This window comes from Pseudodesulfovibrio senegalensis (assembly GCF_008830225.1).
In the GTDB taxonomy this organism is placed as follows: domain Bacteria; phylum Desulfobacterota; class Desulfovibrionia; order Desulfovibrionales; family Desulfovibrionaceae; genus Pseudodesulfovibrio; species Pseudodesulfovibrio senegalensis.
Window position 1 is genome coordinate 1 of record NZ_WAIE01000013.1, and the last position, 15,731, is coordinate 15,731.

Genomic DNA, 15,731 nt, shown 5'->3' on the forward strand with positions numbered 1-15,731 from the left:
TGCAATACGCGTCGGTTCTGCCCCGTTCGGCGCGCCTGGCATCTCATCGTTTTTGAACAGCCTGCGTGCAGGTGGAAAACGGCAATCTGCGGCGTTGCTTCAAACGGGTCAACTCCTCGCGTATGTGCAATACGCGTCGGTTCTCCCTTCCGTTTCGGGAGAAGCAGGGCGCTGCCCTGCACCCGCAAGGGATACGTCCCTTGACCCTTTTTTGTTCCGCATTCTGCGAATGCGGAACGGCGTGATGTGACAAGACGCTTTTTTTGTTTTATAATTTTTTGGAATAGTTGACGATAAATCAGCGCCCCCGGTTTGCGGAGCAAGCCGGGGGCGCTCGCCAAAAAGTTTTGGGGGAGGGGTTTGGGGAGGGCCCTTTTTCAAAAGGGCCCTCCCCAAGTCTCCTTTCCCGCGAATCCTCGCCCCCGGAGGCCCCTGCCGCATGAGCAAGAAGAAAAAAAAGAACCGACGCGAACCGGAAACGCTTGAGCTGTCCTGCGTGGGCGTGGAAACGCACGCGCATCTGGACCTTGAGGATTTTGACGAGGACCGCGAGGAACTGCTGGAGCGCGCCCGCGCCTGCGGCGTGTCGGCCATCGGCAACGTGTTTCTGGGACCGGACGCGTTTGAGCGCAACCGGACCCTGTTCGACGCGCACCCGGAAGTGTTCTTTTTGCTGGGCATCCATCCCAACAATACGGACCGGTGCACGGACGACGACCTTGAGCGCATGCGCGCACATTTCAAGGCCGAGCCGCGGCTTTTGGCCGTGGGCGAGATCGGGCTGGATTTTTATTGGGACCATGTGCCGCACGACGTGCAGGCCGAAGCGTTCGTGCGCCAGCTGCACATGGCCCGTGAACTGGGCAAACCCGTGGTCATCCACTCCCGCGATGCGCATGAACGCACCGTGGAGATCCTGGAGGCCGAGGGTTTCCGTGACTATCCGGTGCTGTGGCACTGTTTTGGCGGCGATGCGGGCTTTGCCGCGCGGGTGGTTTCCAACGGCTGGATGGTTTCCGTGCCCGGTCCGGTGACTTTCAACAAGAACGTGGAAACGCAGGCCGCGGTCGCCTCGGTGCCGCTGGACCGGCTGGTGCTGGAAACGGACTGCCCGTACCTGACGCCCGAGCCGTGGCGCGGCAAGCGCAACCATCCGGCGCTGGTGGTGTTCACCGCGGAGAAGGTGGCCCTGCTCAAGGCGATCTCCGTGCAGGACCTTTGGCGCATCACCGGGGAGAATGCCCGCAGGTTTTTCGGGCTGGAAAAGCTGGCCTATTGATGTGATTTCGGGCTGCCGCGCCCATGAAAAAGGCCCGCCGAAAGCGGGCCTGAAAAGCGATGATGCGGGAATGACCGGCTATTTTTTTGCAGCGCAACTGCCGCCGCAGCCTTTGCGCATTTTGCGGATGGGTTCTTCCGGGTCCACCAGAGATGGCTCCTGATCCGCTTCCAGATGTCCCTTTTCGCGGGCATAATCAATGATGTCTTCGAATATGGTCTGCACCACTTCGGTGGGCACACATTCCTTGGCCATGTCCCTGCGGTACTCGGGACGATCGAATCCCTCGGCCCATTCCTTGGCTCGCAGTTCGCTCCACGCGCCGATCTTGGGGGCGTCGATGGGCTTGCTGAACTGCCGCACGCTCACGTCGAAACTTTTGTATGCGTATACGTCGTCAAGGGTTTCCGCGGGTTCGCACCCGTGCATGTTGCTGGCCTGTATGGACATGACCAGCTTGAACCCGATGGCGATTTCCTTGAAATAGCGTCCGTACTCGTCGTCCCTGGACACTTCCTCCAACATTTCCCTGAAATCACGAGCCATATGTCAAAACTCCTTGTTGTTGAGACCCCACAGGCTCTTGTTCCAGATATCGGAGACAAAGACAAGCGGTTCCCGGCACTTGCACAGGCTATTTCTGCTGGTCCGCCTTGAGCTGGCCGCAGGCGGCCATGATGTCCGCGCCCATGGAGCGGCGGATGAAGGCCGTGACCCCGTGTTTCCAGAGCCGTTTTTCAAAGGCTTCCACCTGCTCGCGGTCCGGTGCCTCATATGGCAGGCCTTCGGTGGCGTTGTAGGCGATGAGGTTGACCTTCATGCGCTTGGGGTCCACCAGCTTGGCAAGCTGGTCCGCGTGCTTCAGGGAATCGTTCACGCCCTTGAGCAGCAGGTATTCAAAGGTGATGCGTTCGCGCGGGCGCAGGGGGAATTCGTTCAGGCAGCGCATGAGGTCGTCCAGATGCACGCGTGCGGCCTTGGGCATGATCTGTTCGCGCAATTCCTGCGTGGGCGCATGCAGGGAGATGGCGGGCAGGGCCAGTTCCGTTTCCCCGAGTTTGCGCAGCTGTTCGGGAAAGCCCACCGTGGAAACCATGGACCGCCGCCACGAAATGTTCAGGCCCTTGGTGGAGGGCAGCGTTTCCAGCGCGCGCAGCAGGTTGTCCAGATTGAGCAGGGGTTCGCCCATGCCCATGAACACGAGGTTGCGCAGCGGGTCGAGGTCGTTGTCCGCAAGGTATTGGCGGCCCACCAGCACCTGCCCGAGGATTTCGCCCATGGTCAGGTTGCGTTCGAACCCGAGCTGCCCCGTGTTGCAGAAGGTGCAGGCCATGGCGCAGCCCACCTGCGTGGAAAGGCATTGGGAATAGCGGTCGTTGAAGGGGATGAGTACGGTTTCCACGAGCTTGTCGTCGTGCAGGCGCAGCAGCAGCTTGACCGTGCCGTCGCGGCTGACCTGCGCGCGGTCGATGGACGGGTGGAAAATGAAGGCGCGTTCGGCCAGCAGGGCGCGCAATTCCTTGCCCATGTTGGTCATCTGCTCGAAATCGGTGCAGCCCTTCTGCCAGATCCATTGCCATATCTGGTCCGTGCGGAAGCGGGCCTGTTTGAGGTCGTCCACAACGAACGACTGCAATTCGTCATATGTCAGGTCAAGAAGATTGATCATGGTTCCTCGCTGGCGGCACTGTATGGCTTTGGCCGGGCGTGTCAAGGATTAGCCGACGCGCGGTTCCGGGGCTTCGTGCAGCACGTCTACCGGGACCACGTTTTTCAGGCTGTGCAGGAAAGCGCGCATTTCGCGCTCCTGATGCGGGGAGTAGCGCAGCATGAGTATGCCCTGAAAGCGATCAGTAACCGTGAATATGCCGAGGTTGTCGTGCGCTTCGAGCAGGAACCGGAACATGGCGATGTCCTTGGGCTGTATGCGCACGTACAGGCGGCTGGACCGTCCGGGGGGCGGCGGACACGGCCGGTGGCGCGGCTTGCGGCGTGTGGGCTTGTTGTTCTTCACGCGCACAGGGGTAACGCGGACCGGGCGCAAAGGCAAGAAGCAGGCCATGCGACCGGGCAAATCAGCGGACCGCCGCCCGTCTTTTCCGTGCGCGCAGGTTCAAAAATTCCACGAACAGGGAAAATCCCATGGCGAAATATACATAGCCCCGGTCGATGTGCCTGCCCAGTCCTTCGGCCACCAGCAGGACCCCCACCAGCAGCAGGAAGGAAAACGCCAGCATCTGGATGGTGGGGTGGTTGCTCACGAACCGGCTGACCGCGTCGGCAAAGACCAGCATGACCAGCACCGCGGCCACGATGGCGGTCACCATGACCGCTATGTCCTGCGCCATGCCCACGGCCGTGATGACCGAATCCAGCGAAAAGACCATGTCCAGCAGCATGATCTGCACGATGGCGCCCGCAAGGGAATGGGGAGTGCCGGTCATGTGCCGCTCATGGTCCGGGCCTTCCAGCTTTTCGTGGATTTCCATGGTGGCCTTGGCCAGCAGGAACAGCCCGCCGCAAATGAGCACCACGTCCCGTCCGGAAACCGCATGCCCCAATATCTCGAACCACGGCTTGGTCAGGCCCATGATCAGGCTGATGGCGAACAGGAGCAGGATGCGGGTCAGCATGGCCAGCCCGATGCCCAGCTTGCGCGCCATTTCGCGCCGGTTGCGGGGCAGCTTGTTGGTGACCACCACCACGAAGACGATGTTGTCGATGCCCAGAACGATTTCAAGCCCTGTCAGGGTGATCAGGGCAATGAGGTTTTCCATGGTCAAAAGCTGTTCCATGCCTCGGTTTCTCCTTGCGAATTTAGCAAAGTATGCCCCTGCCCGCATGCGGTGGCAACCTTGTGCAATCTCAGGCATGCCCGGAAAAGGGGGGAGTGCTCGGTTTTTTGGGCTATCCTGCCTGTTTTTGCAGCAGGATAGCGTGATTTTGTGTGCGGAATTGTTGACTCCGGTGCGTATGGAGTGCAATTGTGCCGCAAAGCAAGTCGCTGCTGCGTCCGTCAGGGCGGGTCTGGATGGCCCGGACCCCGCGGCATGCGAATCATCGTCCAAAGGATGATCAATGCACCGTGTAACCGAATTCGAAGACGCCGAGGCCCTGAACCGGGCTGCCGCGTCTTTTTTTGTGTGCGAGTCGCACGCGGCCCTGGAGCGTTCCGGCAATTTCTGCGTGGTCCTTTCCGGCGGCAGCAGTCCGCACGGGCTGTATGAACTGCTGGCCACGGACAGGTTCTGGCGCGCCGTGCCGTGGGACCGCACCCATGTGTTCTGGGCAGACGAGCGCATGGTCGGACCGGACCACGAATGGAGCAATTACGGCGTTGCCCGAGACCTGCTGCTTTCCCGCGTGCCTGTACCCACAGCAAATATTCACCGCATCCCCGGTGAAAAGGGCGCGCATGATGCGGCGCAGGAATACCGGCGCGAGCTGGTCAATCTTTTCGGTGCGGGCGCCATGCCGCAAATGGACCTTGTGCTTATGGGCGTGGGCGCGGACGGCCATGCGGCTTCGCTTTTTCCTGGCTGTCCGGCGCTGGATTCCGTGGAAAGCGTCGAGCCCGTGGCCGCCACAAACGATATGCCCGAACCCGCGGTGGATCGCGTGACCATGACCCTGCCCTGCCTGAACGCGGCGAACACGGTCCTGTATCTGGTTTCGGGGGCGGACAAGGCTGCCACGTTCAAGGCCGTTCGGGACGGGAACGAATCCCTGCCCGCGGCCCGTATTCGTGCGCAGCGGACCGAATGGTTTGTGGACAGGGCGGCCCTTGGAAGGAAATAAGGCTCAAAACGATATGTGACTGAAAAAAAACGGCCCCGGTTCCATACAGGTTCCGGGGCCGTTTTATTGTGACCGGATCGTTATTTGACCGATTCCAGTATGGCCGGGTCCCAGCGCCAGTCCTTGAAGCGCACCTTGTAGAACAGCGAATAGAGCACCGGGCAGAGCAGCAGGGTCAGCACCGTGGCTCCGGCAAGGCCCGAGGCCATGAGTATGGCCATGGGTCGCCACATGCCCCCGCCCGAATAGATGAGCGGTGCAAGGCCGATGATGGTGGTCACCGTGGTCATGATGATGGGGCGCGAGCGTTGCAGGGCCGCCACAACCACGGAGTCGGCCAGACTCATGCCGTCCTTTTGCAGCAGGTCCATGCGGTCCAGTAGCATGATGGCGTTGTTCACGATTATGCCCAGCAGGCTGATCATGCCCAGCATGGGCATGAACCCAAAGGGCGATTGGGTCAGGACCATGCCCGGGGTGATGCCCAGCATCATGGGCGGCAGGGTCAGCATGATGATCATCGGCTTTTTGATGGAGTTGAACTGGATGACCAGAATCAGGATCAGCAGCCCCATGGCCAGCGGCATGTTTTCCATGAGCGCCGCCTGCGATTCCGCGCTTTTTTCGTCCGATCCGCCGTATTCCAGCGTGTACCCGGCGGGCCATTCGCCCGAGTCCATGAGTTTTTCGATTTCGGGCTTGACCCGTGCCAGCACCTCGGAAGCGAATTCGCCTTCCACGTCGGCCTGCACGGTCATGGTGCGCACCTGATCGCGGCGGCGCACGTCCGCGGGCTGCCATTCGGGTATGATGTCGGCCACCTGCAGCAGGGGCGCGCTGATGTTGTCCTCGCTGGAATACACGTTGATGGCCAGCAGCTTGTCCAGCTGGTCGCGGTAGTTTCTGTTTGTCCGCAGTACGATGGGGATGACCTTGTCGCCCTCGCGGAAGTCCGAAACCTGCAGTTCGGACATCTGCATCTGTATGGACGAGGCAATGTCCGCGCTGGTCAGTCCGGCGCGGCGCGCGCGGTTCTGGTCCACCTGCACCACCATCTGTTTGGTGAAGTTGCCCCAGTCGTCCCAGACCGAAACAACGGAGTCCTGCTTGTGCAGGAGATCGGCGATGTTGTCCCGCAGGCGATAGAGCGTGGTCATGTCGTCGCCGGATATGCGGATTTCAATGGCCGCGCCCGAGGGCGGCCCCAGCATCATTTCCTTGAGCCGGTATCGCAGGTCCGGGTAATGGGCCTGCAATTCGGCCTCGGTACGGTCCATGATGCCGGGCAGGCTGTCGAAGTCGTCGATGTTGACCACGAAGGTGGTCAGGTTCTCGTTGTTTTGCTCAAGGTCCAGCGGCAGGTACCAGCGCGGACCGCCCGCGCCGATGAAGGTGACCATGGATTCGAAGGCCGGGTCCTTTTGAAGGAATTCTTCAAGCTTGGCCGAGCGTTCCGAGGTCACGCGGATGTCCGTGCCGTAGGGCAGCCAGAAGTCGATCATGAACTGGGCGCGTTCGTTGGGCGGAAAGAATATCTTGGGCACGAAGCGGAAGCCCCAGAAGGAGAGTGCGCACAGGATCAGGATAATGCCCATGAATACGGTGCGTTGCTTCAGGGCCGCGGTGAGCAGGCTCCGGTACGTGCGGTAGATGCGGCCGGAAAAGGTCTGCTCCGAGGGCTGGGGTTTGAGCAGCCCGTAGCACATCATGGGCACCATGGTCATGGACAGCAGCCACGAGGCCAACAGGGTGATGGTGATGACGATGAACAGGGACACGCAGTATTCGCCCGCCGAACTGGGAGCCAGCGGAATGGGCAGGAACGCGAAGATGGTAGTCAGCGAGGCCGCCAGCAGGGGGAACGAAAGTTCGGATACCGTGCGTTTGACCGCGGTCATGCGGTCCGCCCCCGCTTCCAGCTGCACCAGAATGTTCTCGCTGACCACCACGCCGTTGTCCACGAGGATGCCCAGCGCGATGATCATGGATGCGATGGAAATGCGTTGCAGGAACACGTCGAACATGGGCATGAACGCGATGCAGGCCAGCATGGCCATGGGCACGAGCGCCCCGCAGATGAGGCCCACGCGCAGCCCCGCGAACAACAGCATGACCGCGACGACGAAGATGAACGATTGGCCCAGATTGATCACGAAACCGTCCACAGCCTCGTCCACGTAGTCGGGCGTGTAGATGACGTAGTCCAGCCCGATGCCCACGGGCAGGCTTGCCAGTACCTCGTCGCTTTTGTCTCTGAGGCGTTGGCCCACTTCGGAAATGTTGTTGCCCACGGCCATGCTCACTGCCAGCAGGATGCAGTCCTGGCCGTTGTAGCGCACCATGGTGGACGGCGGTTCCTTGAAACCGCGGTGGATGGTGGTCACGTCCTCCAGCGCAATGCTGTCCTTGCCGCCGGGCTTGCGCAGATTCATGTTGCGGATGTCGTCCACGGAGTTGAATTCTCCGGAGGCCCGCAGGTTGATGCGTTCGGGGTTGGCGAATATCTGTCCGCTTGGCTGGATGGTGTTCTGCGCCCTGATGATGCTTTGCAACATGAACGGGCTGAGGCCCAGTTCCGCAAAGCGGGCATTGGAAAATTCGATGAACACGCGTTCTTCCTGCCTGCCCCAGCGGTCCACCTTGGCGATGCCGTCCACGGTCATGAGCTTGTTGCGCACCATGTCCGCGTAATCCTCCACCTCGCGGTAGGAATAGCCGTCGCCGGTCACGGCGATGAGGAATCCGAAGACGTCCCCGAATTCGTCGTTGACCATGGGTTTGCCCGCCTCGGCGGGCAGGTCCGGCATGGCGTCGTCGACCTTGTTGCGCAGCTTGGTCCAGATGGGGGTTACGTCCTTGATGCTTTCGTACACGTCCACGGAAATGAGCGAAAGCCCGCTCAGGGATTCCGAGGTCACGGTTTCCACCTCGGCCATTTCGCGGATTTTTTCCTCGAGCTTGTCCGTGACCAGTTCTTCCACCTTCTGGGGCGAGGCGCCGGGAAAAACCGTGGTGATCATGGCCGTGCGGATGATGAAGTCCGGGTCTTCCTGTCGGGGAATATTCCGGAAGGTCATGATCCCGGCCACGATGATGAGCGCGAATATGGTCAGGGATGTGACCCTGTTTCTGATGGTCCATTCGGCGATGTTCATGAATGACTCCCGGCTATTGCATCATGCGGACTTTCTGTCCGTTCTTGAGGCTGTGCACGCCGCGCACCACCACCACGTCGCCGGGGTTCAGGCCTTTTTTGATGGCCGTGCCCTGCCGTGTGGGCATGCCCGGTTCCACCGCGCGCTCTTGTACGGTCATGGTGTCGGTGTCCAGCACCCAGACCCAGCTGGTGTTGTCCGGCTTGCCGAACATGGCCTGCACCGGAATGGAGACCAGTTGCATTTCCGCAATGCGCGCAAAGTCGAAGGTCACTTCGGCCACCATGCCGGAGCGGATGCGCGGGTCGTTTTCCTGCAGGGTGACGGTTACCGGGAACGTGGATGAATCCTGAGCCTCCACGCCCACTTCCTTGACCGCTCCGGCCAGGGTGACGTCCTGGAAAACGTCGAATTCCACGGATACGGACTGGCCCACTTCCACATAGGGTACGATGCGGTCGGGAACGCCTATCTCGATTTCAAGGTCACCCTTGGAGTTGAGGGTGGCGATGGTTTCGCCTGCGGCCACGTTGCGGTGCACCTCGGCGGGTTTGGTGCTGATGATGCCTGCCACGGGCGCGTTCAGCGTGGCGTAGGAAAGGTTGCGCCGGGCAATGGACACCTGATCTTCCTGCGCCTCGACCCGCGCCAGCAGGGATTCATAGGAGGAGAAGGCCGAGTCGTACTCGCTGCGGCTGATCACGGCTTTGTCCACAAGGGTTTTGAGCCTTTGGTAATTGAGGCGGGAGTTGTTCAGTTCGGCCTTGAGGTCCTTGAGCGATGCTTCGGCGCGCCTGACTTCAAGGCGGAAATCCGTGGGATCGAGTGCGGCCACGAGGTCTCCCTTTTCCACGCGCTGGCCCACCTTGACCGGCAGGCTGACGATAGTCCCGCCCACGCGAAAACTCAGCGCGGTTTCCAGCGCGTCCTTGGCCGTGCCGGATGTGGACCATTCCCGCGAGCGCATGATGTCCGGGATGGTGTAGGTTACGACGGGGCGAATGACTTCGGCCTTTTTCTCGACCTTGTCCCTGCATGCACCACAAGTCAGCATGGCAAGGCACAAACCGGACAGGGCCATGGTCTTGAACATGGTCATCGAGTATAACTCCCGGGAATGAGTTCACTGTTTTTACAGGGCATCAGTATTCTGCAGATACAGGGTATACCGTGCGTCACGGTAGGGGCATGATTATCATCGGCCCGAAGCGCAGTCTGCCCCAAAACGGAAAAAAAGGAAATCCGTTGGCGGGTTATACCCGCATGGACATGCCCATGCCCTGCTGCCATGCTGATCCGCAACAAACCCGAGGAGCCGTCATGACGCGATGTGTTTCGTTTTTTCTGCTGCTGGTTTTGCTGATCGGCCTTTCGGTACAGGCTGCGCCTCTGCAACAGCTGCGGCAGCTTGGTCCGGCCGCCCTGTATGTTACCCCCGAAGGCACATACCATGTTGTGAACCTGTATGGCGACTGGCAGGCCATGGGCGAACAGTACGGCTCGCTGGCTGGCCCGTTGCTGCGTGAATTTCATGAACGCATCTGCGCGGACCTCTCCAAACGGGGCGTTGACGCTTCCGCCCGGCAGGCTTTTGCCAAGGCCGTGTTCGACCAGTACGGCCCGGAAGTGCGGGCCCTGATTCTCGGTATGGGTAAAGGCTCCGGGCTGGGCCGGGAAAAGGCCATGGAACTCAATGCGGGCATGATGCTGCTCACGGGCGCGGTGCTCGGCGGCGAACCGCCTTCCGCGTGCAGCGGACTGGCCGCATGGGGCCAGCGGACCACGGACGGCCATGTTGTTTTCGGCCGCAACTGGGACATTCTGCGCGAGCCCATGCGCCGATACATGAAATATCTCGGCGTGGCCGTGTTTCACCCGAAGGACGGCGTGCCCTTTGCCAACGTGCATCCGCTGGGCAACATGTATCTGGAAAGCGGCCTGAATCGAAACGGCGTGTTTCTGGAGCTGAACAACGGCGAGCACTCCGACCCCACGGAATACGAGGACCGCGAGGACACCAGCTCCGTGCTGGTGCGCGTGCTCAGCCGGGCAAAATCGCTGGACGACGCGGTCCGGCGTTTGTGCGCGGTCCCGGCCGATCTTGCCTACATCATTCAGGTGGCGGACGCGGACCGCGCTGTTTCCGTGGAGCGGGCCACGTTCGGCTGCCGGGTGCGGGAGGGGGCGTCCCCCGGCATGCTGGCCGCGTACAACAGTTTCGTGCCGCCCTATCCCGAGCCGTGGCAGGGGCGCATCAACCCGCCGCCGCCCCAAACGCAAGACCCGAGGCTGCGCAACATCCGGACTATGCTCGCGAACCCGGAAATCAAGGGGCGCATCAACGCCGAAACCATGCGCGAACTCATGGAGGTGGACGTGGCCGACGGCGGGGCCATGTTCGGGGGTACTGTGCTGCAAATCGTGGCACGGCCGTCGGAGCGCATCCTGTGGATACGGGGCGTGGACTATTCGGACTGGGAAACCGTGGAGCTTGCGCCGCTGCTGGGCGGTATTCCGGCCGTGAAGTGATTGAATCCTGCACGAAAAAGGCTGCACGAACGTGTTCGTGCAGCCTGAGAACGTTTGCGCCGTTTCCCTAGGTCAGCAGTCCCACCACCGCGCCGGTCATGAGCGTGGCCAGCGTGCCGGAGACCAGCGACTTCATGCCCATGCCCACGATCTCCCTGCGCCGTTCCGGTATCATCACGTTCAGCCCGCCGATCATGATGCCGAGGCTGCCGAGGTTGGCGAACCCGCACATGGCGTAGGTCATGATCAGCATGCTGCGTTGGCTCAGCGCGCCTTCGGGCAGGTTGGCCATGTTCAGGTAGGCGATGAATTCGTTGAGCACGGTCTTTGTGCCCATGAGGGTTCCCGCGGTCATGCACTCGTTCCATGGGATTCCGGTCAGCCAGACCACCGGGGCCATGACCCAGCCCAATATTCCCTGCAGGGTGAGGGGCTTGCCGCCCACGTCCGGCAGCAGGGAGAGGATTTCGTTTGCCAGTGCCACCAGTGCCACCAGCACGATGAGCATGGCCATGACGTTCAGGAAAACGCTCAGCCCGTCCATGGTCCCGCGGGTCACGGCGTCCATGGAGCTGGACGCGGTCTGGGGCGGTTTGGCCGCGCCGCGCGTAACGTCCGCGCTTTCGGGCACCATGACCTTGGCCACCACGATGGCGGCCGGGGCCGAGATGATGGAGGCGGTCAGGATATGGCCCACCGCGCCGGGCACCACCTTTTCGATGAACATGGCATAGAGCACCAGCACGGTTCCCGCAATGGTGGCCATGCCGCTGGTCATGAGCGCGAACAGTTCGCTGCGGGTCATGCGGCTGAGGTAGGGTTTGATGGTCAGGGGCGCTTCCACCATGCCCACGAACACGTTGGCGGCCACGCCGAGGCCCAACGCCCCGCCGATGCGCATGGTCTTTTGCAGGAACAGGGAAAAGACGCCCACCACCACCGGGATCACGCGCCAGTAGAACAGCAGGGACGAGAGCGCGCTGATGACAAGGATCAGCGGCAGGGCCTTGAAGGCCAACACAAAGGATGCGCCCGGACTTGTTTCCGCAAACGGCAGCTTGCCCCCGCCCAGATAACCGAAAACGAATGCGGTTCCCGCGTCCGTGGCGTGGGATATGGCCTGCACCCCACGGTTCAGCAATCCGAAAAAGTCTTCCACGCCCGGAACATGCAGCATGAGCAGGGCCACCCCGATTTGCAGGGCCAGTCCCGCGGCCACGGTTCCCAGTGGAATCCGCCGCCTGTTTTCACTTATGAGCCAGGCAAGGAATACGAAGGCCAGCAATCCGAATCCGCTTTGTGCCATGTGTCCGCCTCCCCTCAGGTTTGACGTGTGGTTCAGAAGTCCCGTTGGTATGCATACGGCCATCGGGGAATACAGGCAACCTGGTGAGAATGGATTCAGTGCCTGTGTGCGGGAAATTTCGGCAGCAGGGCCAGTGACAGCATGCAGATGCCTCCCTGAAGGATGAACCCCAGCGAAAAGAGCCCTGCCTGTCCGAGCAGGCCCAGAACCCACGGAATGAGCCCGACACCGAGAAAGGCGTTGATGGGGCCGATGAACGAGACCACCACGGCGCGTTCCTCGGGATTGAACATGTGGGAAACCACGGTGAACGCCGGGGTGAAGAACAGCACGGAAAACATGGGCTGGAGCATCACTGCCGCAATCAGCAGCGTTCCCGTGCCGATGCCGATGAGCATGGTGCTGGCACCGCAGAGCGTGAAATACAAAAACAGCGCGGGCTTTGCGCCCCATCGGTCCGTGAACCAGCCGGAAACAAAGGGCAGGACAACCGCGCCGATGCGTGAAATGGACAGGAGCTGGTTGGCGGCCTCGCGGGTGAATCCGTGTTCGTCCACCAGAAACAGGGGCAGCATGGAATATGGTCCCAGCGAAATGCCTACGGCCGTGCTGAAACAGAAGACCAACAGCCAGAGCACCGGACGGCGCAAAAGGTCTGAGGCCATTTTCGAAAGCGGGGAAACGCCGGGGAAGGCCCCGCCCCTGCCGAAACGCAGGAACAGTATGCCCGTCAGGATTTGGGCCGTGCCCAGCAGCAGCATGGCCGAGTTCCAGCCCGAAAAGAGCAGCACGGCCTCGGCCAGCAGCGGGGCGGCCACGAAGGCGGTGTTGGGCGCGCCTTCATGCGTGGCTATGGTCTTGCCCCAGTCTTCGGGGCGCACCAGCGAGGTCACCGTGGCAATGCCCGAAGGCAGATACGTGCCCACGCTCACGCCCAACAGCAGCATGCCGCACAAAAGCGACCAGTAGGACCATGCCTGCGAAAGGCAGAGCGAGACGATGCCCGTGCAGATGGCGGACAGGCCCACGGTACGGTTGTGGTTGATCTCGCGGGAGATGAAGCCGTTGAGCAGCAGGCCCGTGCCATTGCCTATCCCGAGGGCGAGAAAAAGACTTCCGGCAGCGGCGTGGTCGAAGCCCAGCTGTGTTTCCAGCACGGGCATGAGCGGAGCCAGCACGATGCGCGTGGTAAAATTCAGGAAAAAAATGAGTACCACGAACAGAACGGCCGGAAGCGCCGCACCGTATGGCTGGGTGGAAGAGCGTTGGCTGGACATGATGTAAACGCATATCTAGCCCCGCCTTTGTACCAAGGCAACCAAAATCACGACGTTATATCCGGCATCGGAAACTTGACCCTCAATAGCTAAGTCGGTAGAAAACTGTATTCACAAGGCATCTCTCGATTCGGGGTTGACATCATGATGCGGGATGCCTTGCCGCCCAACGCGCAACAACATCGGCGGGTCCGATCAATCGGCCAGCCGTGGGGAAAAGGAGACAAACATGGACGTTGAATTGGCAAAACCTTTTATCAAGGCGGCTGTCGACGTGCTGTCCACCATGGCTTTCATCCAGCCCAAGGTCGGCAAGCCGTTCGTGAAAAAGAACAACATGGCCCACGGCGATGTGACCGGTCTTGTCGGCCTGACCGGCGAAAAGAACGGCAGCGTGTCCATGTCTTTTTCCAAGGCGTGTGCCGTGGCCATCGTCAAGAACATGCTGGGCGATGAAATCGAGGACATCCTTTCCGACGTCAAGGATGCGGTGGGCGAGATGACCAACATGATCTCCGGGCAGGCCCGTGCCGGGCTGGCGGAAAAGGGTCTGGTTTTTCAGGGCTCCACGCCCACGGTCATCATGGGCGACAACCATACCATTTCCCATCAGGCCAAATCACCGATCATGGCCATACCGTTTTCCACGGATCACGGCGAGTTCACCATCGAATTCTGTTTCGAGTAGGGAATATATCCAGAACGAACACGACGGGAGCAAATCATGGCCACCCTCGAGGGCTTCAGAGACAAAGAATTTCTGGATCAGATAACGATTCTGAACGAGATATCGGGCAGCAAGGACCCGGAGAATCTTCCCGGGCTTGTGGAATTGCTGAAATCGCCCGTGGGCGACACTTCCATCGACTACATGGTCGTCAACGCGCTCAATGCCGTGCTTTCGCAGAGCGAAAGCGAAACCGTGGCGGGCATGGCGGACAAGCATCCGGGATATCGCATCCTGTGCATCCGGGTTGCCGGGGAATACGGGTTTGCCTCGGCCACGCCCACCCTGGTCAAAATCGCGGACAGCGAGACCGATCCGGACAGGCTCATGGAGGTGCTCACCTCGCTGGCCCGCATTTCCGATCCCGGCGCGTTGCCCATCTTCCGCAAATATCTCGAACATGAGGATTCATTCATTTCCGCCCTGTGCATCGAGGCGCTGGGCAAGCTGCGGGACCTCTCTTCGGTGAGCTATCTCAAGGCCATCATCGATGACAGCGAGGCCTCGGACAAGTATGAGGTCTGCGACATCACCACCTGGAAGGCCGTGGAGGCGCTGGCCGCCTTCGATACCGAGGACACCCTCGCCTTTCTGGTGGAAAAGCTGCACCACAAGAACCCCACGGTCCGGCGCATCATCACCGATGCCATGACCGACATCGGCTCCCCGGTCATTCCTCTGCTGCTGGCCGCTTTTGAGGCCGGCGACACGGACATGAGAATCCTCACTGCCAACGTGCTCGGTTTCATCGGGGACAAGGCCTGTGCGGACGGGCTTGTGGCCGCGTTCGACAAGGGGTTGGCCAAGGACTCCAACGTCCGTTACGCCCTGTACGAGGCCCTTGGCCGCGTGGGCACCATGAAGGGCATCATCTGCCTTGTGGACGGGCTGGGAGAAGAGGACGAGCTGACCCTCATGGCCGTGATCGGCGGGCTGGAGAAGCACGTCAACCCCGGTATCGTGGCCAAGCTGACAACCCTTGTGCAGTCGGCCTCGGATCAGGGCGACCGCATTGCCAAGGCCGTCATCAGCAGCGGCGCAACCAACCTTTTCGACGCATTGTATGAAAATGCCGGAGCCGGCGACGGACTCATTGCCGCGCTGGAGCAATCCAACGATCCGGAGATCATAGAAGAATTCCGCAACCTGCTGCTCGAAATCGGCGGCAGCCGGGCCGAGAACGACCTTGCCCGCCTGCCCCAGCCCGAGGCTGCATCGCGCAAGGCGCTGGCGGCAGACGATTCCCGCTCCATGTGCGCCATGCACAAGGCCATTCTCACGGACCTCGAGTTCGAGCCGTTCGTGGCCCCCAACGGGCAGGAAGCTTACGAGCTTATTGAGCAGGGTGAGGAATTCGAGATCATCATCACCGACATGAACATGCCGGTCATGGACGGGCTGGAGCTTGTGGGCAAGGTCCGCAACACTCCGGGCTACGAGGACGTGCCCATCATCATGGTCACCACCGAGTCCGAGGCCTCCCAGCAGACCCTGGCCACCAAGACCGGCGTCACGGCCTTCATCACCAAGCCGTTCAAGCCTGAGCAGCTCAAGGAAAAGATCAACGAACTGCTCGCCTAGGCTGGCGATAACGGCCCGATCGCTTCGTTGATGCAAAAAGACCAACCCCTCGCGTACGTGATGTACGCGTCGGCCTTGG

Annotated in this window: 13 protein-coding genes; 5 read left to right on the forward strand and 8 right to left on the reverse strand. The window is 60.9% G+C overall.

Annotated elements, in window-relative coordinates:
- Positions 1-439 precede the first annotated feature (439 nt).
- On the forward strand, positions 440-1,279 hold the full coding sequence (locus F8A88_RS15610) for a TatD family hydrolase (protein WP_151152118.1): 840 nt from the start codon (positions 440-442) through the stop codon (positions 1,277-1,279).
- A gap of 78 nt (positions 1,280-1,357) precedes the next feature.
- Here the strand turns inward: F8A88_RS15610 and F8A88_RS15615 are convergent, their stop codons facing one another.
- From F8A88_RS15615 to F8A88_RS15630, 4 genes are all read right to left on the reverse strand, one after another.
- Complete coding sequence (locus F8A88_RS15615; RefSeq protein ID WP_151152119.1) at positions 1,358-1,825, reverse strand: hypothetical protein; 468 nt, start codon at positions 1,823-1,825, stop codon at positions 1,358-1,360.
- Positions 1,826-1,913: 88 nt separating this feature from the next.
- Entirely contained in the window at positions 1,914-2,948 is a 1,035-nt protein-coding gene (gene rlmN / locus F8A88_RS15620) for a dual-specificity RNA methyltransferase RlmN (protein WP_151152120.1), read from the reverse strand.
- Positions 2,949-2,996: 48 nt separating this feature from the next.
- Positions 2,997-3,341 carry a DUF4911 domain-containing protein gene (locus tag F8A88_RS15625; protein WP_151152121.1) on the reverse strand — a complete coding sequence of 115 codons (345 nt, stop codon included), beginning with the start codon at positions 3,339-3,341 and terminating at the stop codon, positions 2,997-2,999.
- 13 nt (positions 3,342-3,354) lie between these two features.
- Entirely contained in the window at positions 3,355-4,074 is a 720-nt protein-coding gene (locus tag F8A88_RS15630; RefSeq protein WP_151152122.1) for a TerC family protein, read from the reverse strand.
- Positions 4,075-4,357: 283 nt separating this feature from the next.
- On the opposite strand from F8A88_RS15630, the gene pgl reads away from it, so the two are divergent.
- Complete coding sequence (gene pgl, locus F8A88_RS15635; protein ID WP_151152123.1) at positions 4,358-5,077, forward strand: 6-phosphogluconolactonase; 720 nt, start codon at positions 4,358-4,360, stop codon at positions 5,075-5,077.
- A gap of 80 nt (positions 5,078-5,157) precedes the next feature.
- Here the strand turns inward: pgl and F8A88_RS15640 are convergent, their stop codons facing one another.
- Entirely contained in the window at positions 5,158-8,232 is a 3,075-nt protein-coding gene (locus tag F8A88_RS15640; protein ID WP_151152124.1) for an efflux RND transporter permease subunit, read from the reverse strand.
- A 13-nt stretch (positions 8,233-8,245) separates the two neighbouring features.
- A complete protein-coding gene (locus F8A88_RS15645) occupies positions 8,246-9,331 on the reverse strand; it encodes an efflux RND transporter periplasmic adaptor subunit (protein ID WP_151152125.1) in 1,086 nt (361 codons plus the stop codon).
- Between the two features lie 221 nt (positions 9,332-9,552).
- On the opposite strand from F8A88_RS15645, the gene F8A88_RS15650 reads away from it, so the two are divergent.
- Positions 9,553-10,761, forward strand: a complete 1,209-nt coding sequence (locus F8A88_RS15650) for a C45 family autoproteolytic acyltransferase/hydrolase (RefSeq protein WP_161598451.1) — start codon at positions 9,553-9,555, stop codon at positions 10,759-10,761.
- A 67-nt stretch (positions 10,762-10,828) separates the two neighbouring features.
- Here the strand turns inward: F8A88_RS15650 and F8A88_RS15655 are convergent, their stop codons facing one another.
- Complete coding sequence (locus tag F8A88_RS15655; RefSeq protein WP_151152127.1) at positions 10,829-12,067, reverse strand: NupC/NupG family nucleoside CNT transporter; 1,239 nt, start codon at positions 12,065-12,067, stop codon at positions 10,829-10,831.
- Between the two features lie 95 nt (positions 12,068-12,162).
- A complete protein-coding gene (locus tag F8A88_RS15660; protein WP_151152128.1) occupies positions 12,163-13,344 on the reverse strand; it encodes an MFS transporter in 1,182 nt (393 codons plus the stop codon).
- 229 nt (positions 13,345-13,573) lie between these two features.
- Between F8A88_RS15660 and F8A88_RS15665 the strand changes: the two genes are divergently transcribed.
- Together F8A88_RS15665 and F8A88_RS15670 are read left to right on the forward strand one after the other, a co-directional pair.
- Complete coding sequence (locus F8A88_RS15665; protein ID WP_151152129.1) at positions 13,574-14,032, forward strand: chemotaxis protein CheX; 459 nt, start codon at positions 13,574-13,576, stop codon at positions 14,030-14,032.
- A gap of 36 nt (positions 14,033-14,068) precedes the next feature.
- Positions 14,069-15,652: a HEAT repeat domain-containing protein gene (locus F8A88_RS15670; protein WP_151152130.1), complete on the forward strand. Its 1,584-nt coding sequence runs from the start codon at positions 14,069-14,071 to the stop codon at positions 15,650-15,652.
- Positions 15,653-15,731: the final 79 nt, after the last annotated feature.